This window comes from Pseudomonas parafulva (assembly GCF_000800255.1).
Classification (GTDB): domain Bacteria; phylum Pseudomonadota; class Gammaproteobacteria; order Pseudomonadales; family Pseudomonadaceae; genus Aquipseudomonas; species Aquipseudomonas boreofloridensis.
This window is the reverse complement of the sequence record NZ_CP009747.1, coordinates 4,846,740-4,858,809: the sequence shown is the minus strand read 5'-3', so window position 1 is coordinate 4,858,809 and position 12,070 is coordinate 4,846,740. Positions and strand designations below refer to the sequence as shown.

The following is a 12,070-nucleotide window of genomic DNA, read 5'->3' as shown; positions in this document are numbered from 1 at the left end:
GTCTCGGGCGCGCCTGCTTTCTTTTGGCCACCGTTCAAGCCTGCTCACTGTTTGCTGGACGATCGCCAGAATTTTATCTTTGAGGCAAGTGAACGTTTGGTACTGACGGGCGCGACGGGAGTTACGTAGGAAATCTGCAACTTCTGAATCGTCGGATGTGCGTCCTGATAGTGGTAGGTAATCTCCCCACCCTGCCTGTCCACACGCAAGACCGAAATCTGCTCGGCGGTCAGGCTCAGGTCGGCAGCCAGTTGCTCCGTTTCCGTGTACTTGAGACTGAAAATCTGCCGTGACCTGACAATGAGCGACCTGTCGCTCGGTGAAGGCTTCTCGATGATGTGCTCAGGGTCAGCTCCGGGGGCCTGCACCCAAGAAGCGCGGAACTGGCCTTGCTCGTCGAACGTGCCGCCAGCGGCTTCAATGCCGTAGCTCAGCACGGCCAATTCGGCGGCGTGGGCTTGGTGCGCAAGGGTAGAAACGATCTCTTTCTGCTGCCGGGTGAACAACTGATCGATGGTGTGTTCGCCTAACGGCTTTTCCTGGCCACCTTCAATCACCGTGTAACTGCTGCGAGTCAGGTCCTTGGCGAACTGCTCGGTCACCCCAAGCGTACGTGCGCGCTGGGCATCGGGGCCGAGCTGACCACGCCCATCATCGCCCAGCGCACCGATCACTTGCTCAGAGGGCAACGGCTGGTAGGCGGGCACTTCCCGTTGCCAATACACCTTCAACCTCAATCGCCCCAGTGAATGCTCGCTGACATTGCCCTTGAGGACGACACCTTCAGGCGCAGCCTTGAAAATCTCTGGAAAGTCGATGACTTTATCCAAAGCACTGAAATCCGGGCCAAATTCGCTTTCGAAACTCTGCAAGCCGTCGTCATCCCGACGGGTAACGGGGTTATTACGTACCCGGCAATACAGATTGAGGCCATCGACTGCACCCGCTGGATCGGCACTCAGCCAGCGCCCTGCCCAGGGCTGATAGTAGCGTTGGCCATAGTAGTAAAGCCCAGTGACATCTCGCTCCTTGCCACCATGGCCCAACGTCTTGTAATTCGCCTCGAGCTTATTTCGCGCCAGGCAAAATGCCGTGCCGCCGTAGGGATAGTAGTCTTCGTGGCTGATCAAGCGACCATCCCCGTCGATTTCCAAAATGCTGCTACCCAAAGGGGTGTCGTAGCTGTAGCGCAGTTGATCGTTCTGTAAACCCGGGGGGGCGGCGTTGGACCAATATAAAAGCCGAACTTGGGCATACCCGCCCCCTCCGACCTTGAGTATCTGTAGCTCCTCTTCGACACGCGCATTGCTGACAGTGCGGCGCAATTCGAGCCCTGGCAGATAAATGACGCGCTGCCTGCGCCGGCTCGCAGAAGCCCACTGCGTATTGATCTTCGTGATTCGCTGACTATCGCCGTCGTAGCGGTAATGCTCGCTGTCGTCCTGTTGCGACTGTTCGCGCTGCACCGAAACCACGTGACGCAGTTCGCCGTTCGACGTCCAGAGCAATGGCTGATTAGGTAGCAGCATGGCCTGATGCCCACTCGCTGTGAATGCGGCTTGCGCTTCAGCGGGGCTGCTCGCCATCGTGTCGAGTACCGCCCGGTTACTGCGGTCACTGACCATCATGCCCACGACATAGCAGCGACTGCTGGCGGGCGAGAGGTGCACCGTGCGCATCAAATTGCCGGCTGCGTCGTAGGTAAAGTCTCGGCTATAGCAGGTCAGGAGGGTCTGGTCGCTTGCGCCAACCTGGCAGTCTTTGGACAATCCTGGTGCAGCCTCGCCCTGGGCGTGTTCACGCCCCGAAGCGCTGACCAGTTGATAGAGGCTGTCGTAGCGGTAGGTCTTTTTGGGTACCACCTTCTGGTTTCGCCAGAAGCTGGCAACGTCGGTCATGTCCAACTCCCCGACCAGGTTACCGACCGGATCGAAGGTATAGCGCACGTCCTGCAATACTTTCATGCCGCGCGCATGAGCCGCTGGCCGCTCGATGCGTCGGCCGGTCTGACGTCGCGTGGTGGGGTCGTGAAAGTACTGGGTCAATACACCGTTACCGTGCAGCTCAGACGCTTTGGCGCCACAGGCCAGGTAACTCAGCGAGCGCACGATTTCGCGTTCTGGCGCCCCTTTGCGAGACAGCCACGCAGCCTTGAGGTGACCCGCAATGTCGCAAGCCACGCGCTGCCGGTTTCCGGCGGCATCGGTGACACTTGAAACGGCTGCGCAGGCATCCACCACCGCGCACGTCGTGTAGGCGAACTCGACCGATTCCAGCGCCCGATCCCAGTCACTGGCCGTCTCCCCTCGCCAGTGCGCAGTGGTCTGCTCATCATCACCGTGCTCAAGAAGCCGCCGCGTGAACGCAATAGGTGTGCCGGTAAGGGCAGCCCCCTCGAGCAGCGCAAGTCCAGCACCGTCATAACGGCCGACACACCGCCCCGCCAGGTTCGACGCACATTCCGATGCACTGCCACCGCCGTAAACGAAGCGTTGGACGATGCGCGGATCACCGCCCGCTTGAGTATCGGTAATGCTCACCAGCCGCCCGGGCGAACCGGCAGTTTCATAGGCCAGACTGCGTACGACCACTTGGCCGCAGTCGTCGCGACCATCCGCATCGGCGGCGATCGCACTGAACCGTACGAGAGGGCGACCGAGGATATCGGCGAGGGCTACACAAATGCCGGCGTCAGCACGCTCAGCGCGCACTGGCCTGCCAACGAGATCGTTCGCAAAGGTAAAGTTCACCCGGCCCGATTTAGCCAGACGCGGATCGACGCTGCGCTCAAGCACACCTCGGCGATCGTACCCGTGGCACGTGACGCGCTGATCGGTGCGCTCCAAGCTCCGGTCATGGCGATGATAGACAATTTCCCGGACCGTCAGTCTCCCTGCAAAGACTTGTACTCGGGGCGTGTTGTGGGCAACCAACGGCGCAGAGCAGGTCATCGAGCGTCCTCCAATCGACATACGCATCCGCGCCAATCTCAACCACGGTGTGCTTTGCATACTAGCGTCGCAAAACCTCGGCGGCACCTGGCAGAACTGTCAGTCCCGCAGCACCACCTGACCCTGCACCGCCATCGTGCTTTTGAAGCGCTATCACCCACATCCATTAGCCTGTGCGGTAACGGTCACCGCCACTAGACTCGGCGCATCCCGATTCCAGGAATGCCGCCATGTCCGAGCAACTCCTCAGCAGCCGCAACCTTGCGTTCGAACTCTATGAAGTCCTCGATGCCGAGGCCCTGACCGCCCGCCCGCGTTTTGCCGAGCACAACCGCGAAACCTTCGACGCCGCGCTGGGCACTGCGCGCAGCCTGGCGGAAAAGTACTTCGCCCCGCACAACCGCAAAGGCGACGAGCACGAACCGCGCTATGTGGACGGCCGGGCTGAGTTGATCGCGGAGGTCAAACCCGCCGTGCAGGCGTTTCTCGACGCGGGCTTGCTCAATGCCAACCGCGACTTCGACGTCGGCGGCATGCAGTTGCCGAGCCTGGTCTCGCAAGCCTGCTTCGCCCACTTCCAGGCCGCCAACGCCGGCACCACCGCCTACCCGTTCCTGACCATGGGCGCGGCCAACCTGATCGAAAGCTTCGGCGACGAAACGCAGAAGCGGTTGTTCCTGCAACCGATGATCGACGGCCGCTTCTTCGGCACCATGGCCCTCACCGAACCCCATGCCGGCTCGTCGCTGGCAGACATCCGCACCCGCGCCGAGCCCGTTGGCGACGGCAGCTACCGGCTCAAGGGCAACAAGATCTTCATCTCCGCCGGGGACCACGAGTTATCGGAGAACATCGTGCACATGGTCCTGGCCAAGCTGCCGGACGCCCCGGCCGGGGTGAAGGGCATTTCCCTGTTCATCGTGCCCAAGTACCGGGTCGACGCCGACGGTCGCCTCGGCGCGCGCAACGACGTGACGCTGGCCGGGCTGTTCCACAAGATGGGCTGGCGCGGCACCACCTCCACGGCGCTGAACTTCGGCGATAACGGCCAGTGCATCGGCTATCTGGTCGGCCAGCCGCACCAAGGCCTGGCGTACATGTTCCAGATGATGAACGAGGCGCGCATCGGCGTCGGCATGGGCGCAGTGATGCTCGGCTACGCCGGCTACTTGTACTCGCTGGACTATGCTCGCCAGCGCCCCCAGGGCCGTCAGGTGGACAACAAAGACCCGCACAGCCCGCCGGTGCCGATCATCGAGCATGCCGACGTGCGGCGCATGCTGCTGATGCAGAAGGCCTACGTGGAAGGCGCCTTCGACCTGGGGCTGTACGCCGCGCGGCTGTTCGACGACACCCACACCGCGCCCGATGCAACCACTCGCGAGCAGGCCCAGCAACTGCTCGACCTACTCACCCCCATCGTCAAATCCTGGCCATCGGCGTTCTGCCTCAAGGCCAACGAACTGGCGATCCAGATCCTCGGCGGCCACGGCTACACCCGCGACTATCCGGTGGAGCAGTACTACCGCGACAACCGCCTGAACCCGATTCACGAGGGCACCGAGGGTATCCAGTCGCTCGACCTGCTGGGGCGTAAGCTGGCGCAGAACGGCGGTGCCGGGCTCAAGCACCTGATCCGCCTGATCGCCGCCACCGCCGAGCGCGCCAGCCATCACCCCAACCTGGATGCGCTGCGCCAGCCGCTGGAGCAGTTGGTCAATCGCTTGCAGGCCGCAACCCTGGCCCTGCTCGGCGATCTGGCCCAGGGCAAGGCGGCGGCTGCGCTGGCCAATTCTGCGCTGTACCTCAAGGTGTTCGGTCACTGCGTGATCGGCTGGCGCTGGCTGGAGCAGGCGATCCACGCCGAGCTCGGGTTGCTCAAGGGCGTCGAAGCCGATCGCGATTTCTATCAAGGCAAACTACAAGCGGCGCGTTATTTTCTGATCTGGGAGGTGCCAGGCTGCCATACTGAGCTCGCCTTGCTCGAGGCACGTGACGACACGTGCCTGGGCATGCACGAGGGGTGGTTCTAGGGGGAGCCACCGTGTACCGGAGGTTCTTGCATGTTCGATTCCAGCGCCCTGCTGCGCCAGCGCTTCGCCGGGCTGCGCAGCACGGCCGACGTCTTTTCGCTGCGCCACGTCAAGCAAGCGCACCAATCGCTGTCAGTGCGGCGTAACGTCGCCGAACCACCGTCGTTCAGCCAGGATGAGGGCGCCATGCTCAGCGTTCGGCTCAACGGCGTGGAAGCCTACGCGGCCACCGCCGACCTGTCGCAAGCCGGACTGCAACGTGCGCTGGAACAGGCCGAGGCCCTGGCCCGGCAGATCGCTGGCCACCACCTGCTCGATCTGCGCCAGCAGCCGGTGCCCAGCCAACGTCACGACCACGTCTCGCCCAACTTCGAGCAGGCCCTGCCCAACCTGGCCGACTGCCTTGAGCTGCTGGCCGCCGAATCGGCCAGCGTGCCCAAGGACGCACGCCTGGTGGACTGGCAGGCAAGCCTGGGCATCACCCTCGTCGAGCAGACCTACCTGAACTCGGCCGGTGCGCAGTTGCGCCATGCGCAGCGCTTCGTCTTCCCCGGCCTGGGCGTCACCGCCAGCGATGGCCAGGACAGCCAGAGCCGCACCCTGGGCCGGGAGAACTTCGGCCAACAGGGCGGCTTCGAGATCATCGAACGCTGCGGCCTGGTAGGCGCGGCCCGACACGTGGCCGACGAGGCCCTGCAGTTGCTGCTGGCGCCCAACACCCCCAGCGGCGTGCGCGACCTGCTGTTGATGCCCGACCAGATGATGCTGCAAATCCACGAGTCCATCGGTCACCCCTTGGAGATGGACCGCATCCTCGGTGACGAGCGCAATTACGCCGGCACCAGCTTCGTCAAGGCCAGCGACTTCGGCCATCTGCAATACGGCTCGGCGCTGCTCAACGTCACCTTCGACCCGACCCTGCCAGAAGAGCTGGCCAGCTACAGCTTCGACGACGACGGCACACCCGCCAGCAAGCAGTTCCTGATTCGCCAGGGCACGCTGTTGCGGCCGCTGGGCGGCGCCCTCTCGCAACTGCGCTCCGGCCTCGACGGCGTGGCCAACAGCCGTGCCTGCGGCTGGAACCGCGCCCCCATCGACCGCATGGCCAACCTCAACATCGAACCGGGCGAGCACTCGCTGGAGCAACTCATCGCGGGCATCGAGCACGGCATCCTCATGCGCACCAACCGTTCCTGGTCCATCGACGACGCGCGCAACAAGTTCCAGTTCGGCTGCGAATGGGGCCAGCTCATCGAGCACGGCCAACTCAAGGGCGTGGTCAAGAACCCCAACTACCGCGGCATCTCCGCGCAGTTCTGGCGCAACCTCTCGGCGGTGGGCGACCGCAGCACCTTCCAGGTGCTCGGCACCCCGAACTGCGGCAAGGGCGAGCCCAACCAGGTCATCCGCGTCGGCCACGCCTCGCCGGCCTGCGTGTTCCGCCAGATCGACGTATTCGGAGGAGACGCCTGATGAGCACTTCGTATCGACCTCGCTTCGAGCACCTGCACGGCGCCCTGCGCGACGCCGTGCATCCCGGCGAGCAGTTCACCCTCGGCTACAGCGCCGAACAGTCGCGTTTCGTGCGCTTCAACCAGGCCAAGGTGCGTCAGGCCGGCGATGTCAGCCAGGCCAGTGCGAGCCTGCGCCTGGTGCGTGACGGCCGTCAGGCCGAGCAGCAGTTCACCCTGGGCGACGACCCGCAACTCGACCGCCAGCGCCTGCACGACGCGCTGGCGCAACTGCGCCAGACCTTGCCGCTGCTGCCCGCCGATCCCTACCTGAAACTGGACGAGCGCGCCTGGCACAGCCACAGCGTGCAAGAGGAGCCCCTGCCCGACTTCGACGAAGTGCTGGCGCTGGTCGAGCAACAGGCCGGCGACCTGGACCTGGTCGGCATCTATGCCGCCGGTCCCCTCTGCCGGGGCTTCGCCAGTTCCTATGGCGCCTTCGGCTGGCACCAGGCCAACAGCTTCAACTTCGACTGGAGCCTGTTCCACGCCAACGGCCAGGCGGTGAAAGCCAACTATGCCGGCCAGGCCTGGAGCGCCGAGGCCTTTGCCACGCGCCTGCGGCTGGCGCGCGAGCAACTGCAGCACCTGGGCCGCCCGGCCATCACCCTCGAACCCGGCAGCTACCGCGCCTACCTGGCCCCCGCGGCCATGGACGAGATCGCCGACATGCTGGGCTGGGGCGGCTTTTCAGCCCAGGCCCTGGCCACCGGCAACAGCCCGCTGCAACGCCTGTACAACGGCGATGCCCGGCTCAGCCCGCTGGTGAGCGTCGCCGAACAGGTCAGCGGCTCGCTGAGCCCAGCGTTCTCCGACGAAGGCTCGCCCCGCCAGGACCTGACCCTGATTGGCGAAGGCCGCGCCCTCGAGCGCCTGACCAGCGCGCGCAGCGCCGCCGAATTCGCCCTGCTGGCCAACGGTGCAGACAGTTACGAGGCGCCCTGCGCGCTGAGCCTGGCCCCCGGATCGCTGGCCACGGCGGACATCCTCGAACACCTCGGCACCGGCCTGTACATCAGCAACCTGTGGTACCTGAACTACTCCGACCTGCCCGCCGCGCGCATGACCGGCCTGACCCGCTTCGCCACCTTCTGGGTGCAGGACGGGCAGATCCAGGGACCGGTGAGCACCATGCGCTTCGACGACAGCCTGTACAACCTGCTGGGCGACCGTCTGGAAGCGCTGACCTGCGAGCGCGAGCTGATCCTGTCCACCAGCACCTACGGACAGCGGCAGACCGGATCGAGTCATTTGCCCGGCGCGCTGGTCAGAGGACTGACATTGACATTGTGATTGGCCCTGCCGGCCCTATCGCCACCGCGATCGATCCGCGCCAGGGCCGGCACAGGCAGAAGAGGACGTCATGCCCGAACGCGCCCCGCTCGACCCCATCACCGCCCGCTGGCTCCCCTGGGTGGTGGCCATCGCTTTCTTCATGCAGTCGCTCGACGGCACCATCCTCAACACCGCGCTGCCCGCCATGGCCCGCTCGCTGGCCGAGGACCCGTTGCGCATGCAGGGCGTGATCATCGCCTACATGCTCACCGTGGCCCTGCTGATCCCCGCCTCGGGCTGGATCGCCGACCGCTTCGGCACCAAGCGCATCTTCTTCGGCGCGATCCTGCTGTTCAGCGTCGGCTCGCTGCTGTGCGCGGCGGCCAACAGCCTGGGCTTTCTGATCTTCGCGCGGGTCATCCAGGGCCTGGGCGGTGCGCTGATGCTGCCGGTCGGGCGCCTGGTGGTGCTGCGCGCCTACCCGCGCTCGGAACTGGTGCGGATCATGAGCTTCATCACCATCCCCGGCCTGCTCGGGCCGCTGCTCGGCCCGACCGTGGGTGGCTGGCTGGTGGAAATCCTCAGTTGGCACTGGATCTTCCTGCTCAACCTGCCGGTCGGCGCGCTGGGCTGCTATGCGGTGTGGAAATTCATCCCGGACCTGCGCGGCAGCGAGCGCACCACCTTCGACGGCCCGGGCTTCCTGCTGTTCGGCGCGGCGATGGTGCTGATCACCATCGCCATGGAAGGCCTGGGCGAACTGCACCTGCCGCACCTGCGGGTGATGTTGTTGCTGTTCGCCGGCATGGCCTGCCTGGCCGCTTACTGGCTGCGCGCCGGACGCGACCCCGAGCCGCTGTTCTCGCCCAGCCTGTTCCGCGTGCGCACCTTCGCCATCGGCATCCTCGGCAACCTGTTCGCCCGCCTGGGCAGCGGCGCCTTGCCCTTCCTAGTGCCGCTGCTGCTGCAAGTGGCGCTGGGCTACTCGCCGGCGCAGGCGGGCATGAGCATGATCCCGCTGGCGGCCGCAGCGATGTTGGCCAAGTCGGTGGCACGTCCGCTGATCGAGCGCCTGGGCTACCGCATCATCCTCACCGGCAACACCCTGCTGCTCGGCGTGATGCTCGCCAGCCTCGGCCTGGTCGACGAGCAGACGCCGTACTGGCTGCTGCTGGTGCAACTGGGCGTGTTGGGCGCGGTGAACTCGCTGCAGTTCACGGCCATGAACACCGTGACCCTGATCGACCTGGACGATGTCAGCGCCAGCAGCGGCAACAGCCTGCTGTCGGTGGTCGCGCAACTGTCGCTGAGCCTGGGCGTGGCCTGCGCCGGCGCCCTGCTCGGTGGTTTCACCGCCTCAGGCAATGCCGACGGCGTGGAAACCACCTTGGGGGCGTTCCAGCTCACCTTCCTGACCATCGGTTTGATGGCGATGCTGGCTGCGGCGATCTTCCTGCAGCTTTCGCCGACAGACGGCCGGCGTACCCGTCGTCCGGAAGAGCACGTGGAAACGTAGGGGGAATCGCCATGGGCTGGTAGACTGTGCGGCATTTTTCGCTTCGCACCGCAGGCCAGTCCCGTGACCACCGACTCCACCGCTTTCGCTTCCCTGCCGCTGTCCGCCGCCATGCTGGCCAACCTGGATGCCCTGGGTTATGCCGCGATGACCCCGATCCAGGCGCAGAGCCTGCCGGTCATCCTCAAGGGCCAGGACCTGATCGCCCAGGCCAAGACCGGCAGCGGCAAGACCGCCGCCTTCGGCATCGGCCTGCTCAACCCGATCAACCCGCGCTACTTCGGCTGCCAGGCGCTGGTGCTGTGCCCCACCCGCGAGCTCGCCGACCAGGTGGCCAAGGAACTGCGCCGCCTGGCCAGGGCCGAGGACAACATCAAGATCCTCACCCTGTGCGGCGGCGTCTCGCTCGGCCCGCAGATCGCCTCGCTGGAACACGGCGCGCACATCATCGTCGGCACCCCAGGGCGCATCCAGCAGCACCTGGACAAGGGCACCCTCGACCTCAAGGGCCTCAACACGCTGGTGCTGGACGAAGCCGACCGCATGCTCGACATGGGCTTCTTCGACGCCATCGCCGCGATCATCGGCAAGACCCCCTCGCGGCGCCAGACCCTGCTGTTCTCGGCCACCTACCCGGCCGGCATCGAGCAACTGGCCGCCGACTTCATGCGCACGCCGCAGCAGGTCAAGGTCGAGAGCCAGCACAGCGACAGCCAGATCGAGCAGCGCTTCATCGAGATCGATCCACAGCAGCGCCTGGAGGCGGTCACCCGCGTGCTCGGTCACTACCGTCCGCAGTCGTGCGTGGCGTTCTGCTTCACCAAGCAGCAGTGCGAAGACCTGGTTATCCACCTGACCGCCAAGGGCATCGTCGCCCAGGCCCTGCACGGCGACCTGGAACAGCGCGACCGCGATCAGGTGCTGACGATGTTCGCCAACCGCAGCAGCTCGGTGCTGGTGGCCACCGATGTGGCCGCTCGCGGCCTGGACATCGATGGCCTGGACCTGGTGATCAACGTCGAACTGGCGCGCGACGCCGAGATTCACGTGCACCGCGTCGGACGTACCGGCCGCGCCGGTGAGAAAGGGATGGCGATCAGCCTGGTGGCGCCGGCCGAAGGCCATCGCGCCCAGGCCATCGAGGACTTGCAGAAGCGCCCGTTGCGCTGGGAACCGCTGGACGGCCTCAAGCACAAGGGTGGCGAGCCCCTGCTGCCGCCGATGACCACCCTGTGCATCGGTGCCGGGCGCAAGGACAAGCTGCGCCCAGGCGACATCCTCGGTGCGCTGACCGGCGACGCCGGGCTGCCGGGCAAGCAAGTGGGCAAGATCGCCATCTTCGACTTCGTCGCCTTCGTGGCGGTGGAGCGGGCGGTGGCCAAGCGGGCGATGCAGCGGCTCAACAGCGGCAAGATCAAGGGCCGCGCGCTCAAGGTCCGCATCATCTAACCCCTTGGCAAGCTCCCTTTTCGACTCCAGACAGGTTCACACCGTGCACTCCACCGACGTGATCATCATTGGAGCCGGCGCCGCCGGCCTGATGTGCGCACACCTCAGCGCGCGCCGCGGTCGCCGCGTGCTGCTGCTCGACCATGCCAACAAGCCCGGCAAGAAGATCCTCATGTCCGGCGGCGGGCGCTGCAACTTCACCAATATGTACACCGAGCCGGCCAACTTCCTGTCGCAGAACCCGCACTTCTGCAAGTCGGCCCTGGCCCGCTACACCCAGTGGGACTTCATCGAACTGGTGGCCCGCCACGGCGTGCCGTACCACGAGAAAAAGCTCGGCCAACTGTTCTGCGACAACAAGTCCAGCGACATCCTCGACATGCTCCTGGCCGAGTGCGACGCCGCCGGTGCCGAGCTGCGCCTGAACACGCAGATCGAACGGATCGACAAGACCGACGACGGCTACCGCCTGCACACCAGCGCCGGACCGTTCGCCTGCCAGTCGCTGGTGATCGCCACCGGCGGCCTGTCGATCCCGACCTTGGGCGCCACCGGCTTCGGTTACCAGGTCGCCCGCCAGTTCGGCCACACCCTGCTGCCGACCCGCGCTGCGCTGGTGCCGTTCACCGTCACCGAGCCCCAACTCAAGGCACTGTGCAGCGAGCTGTCCGGCACCTCGCTGGACTGCATCGCCCATTGCAATGGCGTGAGCTTTCGCGAAAACCTGCTGTTCACCCACCGTGGCCTGAGCGGCCCGGCGATCCTGCAGATTTCCTCGTACTGGGAAAGCGGCGACACCGTCGAGCTCAACCTGCTGCCCGACCACGACGCGCTGCAATGGCTGCAACAACAGCAAACCGAGCGCCCCAACAGCGAGCTCAAGACCGTGCTGGGCGAGGTGTTCACCCGCAAGCTGGCGAACTTGCTGGCCGAGCAGTGGTTCGTCTCCAGGCCGTTGAAGCAGTACACCCCGGCGGAACTGGCGCAGATCGCCGAACAGCTGTCGGCCTGGCAGGTGGTGCCGGCCGGCACCGAGGGCTATCGCACGGCGGAAGTGACCCTGGGCGGCGTGGACACCCGCGAAGTGTCGTCCAAGACCCTGGAATCGTTGAAGAGTCCGGGGCTGTACTTCATTGGCGAGGTGCTGGATGTCAGCGGCCACCTGGGCGGCTTCAATTTCCAGTGGGCCTGGGCCTCGGCCAACGCCGCGGCGCAGTTCGTCTGAGGTAGAATCCGCTGCGCACGGAACGGTTATTGCTGGATCGTGCAAGGCTACTTCCGGGGCCGCTGTGCGGCCCCGAACCCGATCAGAACTCCCTTTCGCTCACAGCCCAG

The 12,070-nt window shown here is 65.4% G+C and carries 7 protein-coding genes; 6 read left to right on the top strand and 1 reads right to left on the bottom strand.

Annotated elements, in window-relative coordinates; translation table 11 throughout:
* Positions 1 to 44: 44 nt before the first annotated feature.
* Positions 45 to 2,846 (bottom strand): RHS repeat-associated core domain-containing protein, encoded by a 2,802-nt coding sequence (locus NJ69_RS21165; RefSeq protein ID WP_167335978.1) that lies wholly within the window; start codon positions 2,844 to 2,846, stop codon positions 45 to 47.
* Positions 2,847 to 3,181: 335 nt separating this feature from the next.
* Here NJ69_RS21165 and NJ69_RS21160 point away from each other — a divergent pair, with 335 nt between their 5' ends.
* The 6 genes from NJ69_RS21160 (at position 3,182) to NJ69_RS21135 (ending at position 11,960) form a co-directional block, all read left to right on the top strand.
* Entirely contained in the window at positions 3,182 to 4,984 is a 1,803-nt protein-coding gene (locus NJ69_RS21160) for an acyl-CoA dehydrogenase (RefSeq protein ID WP_039582801.1), read from the top strand.
* 30 nt (positions 4,985 to 5,014) lie between these two features.
* Positions 5,015 to 6,457, top strand: coding sequence for a TldD/PmbA family protein (locus NJ69_RS21155; protein ID WP_039582800.1), 1,443 nt, complete (start codon positions 5,015 to 5,017; stop codon positions 6,455 to 6,457).
* Positions 6,457 to 7,788 (top strand): TldD/PmbA family protein, encoded by a 1,332-nt coding sequence (locus NJ69_RS21150; RefSeq protein ID WP_039582799.1) that lies wholly within the window; start codon positions 6,457 to 6,459, stop codon positions 7,786 to 7,788. The genes NJ69_RS21155 and NJ69_RS21150 overlap by 1 nt, the downstream gene beginning before the upstream one ends.
* A gap of 70 nt (positions 7,789 to 7,858) precedes the next feature.
* On the top strand, positions 7,859 to 9,286 hold the full coding sequence (mdtD, locus tag NJ69_RS21145) for a multidrug transporter subunit MdtD (RefSeq protein ID WP_039582798.1): 1,428 nt from the start codon (positions 7,859 to 7,861) through the stop codon (positions 9,284 to 9,286).
* Positions 9,287 to 9,397: 111 nt separating this feature from the next.
* Positions 9,398 to 10,735: an ATP-dependent RNA helicase DbpA gene (gene dbpA, locus NJ69_RS21140; RefSeq protein WP_245219556.1), complete on the top strand. Its 1,338-nt coding sequence runs from the start codon at positions 9,398 to 9,400 to the stop codon at positions 10,733 to 10,735.
* Between the two features lie 43 nt (positions 10,736 to 10,778).
* The gene (locus NJ69_RS21135) at positions 10,779 to 11,960 is read left to right on the top strand and encodes an NAD(P)/FAD-dependent oxidoreductase (protein ID WP_039582796.1); all 1,182 of its coding nucleotides are present in this window, start codon (positions 10,779 to 10,781) and stop codon (positions 11,958 to 11,960) included.
* Positions 11,961 to 12,070 lie beyond the last annotated feature (110 nt).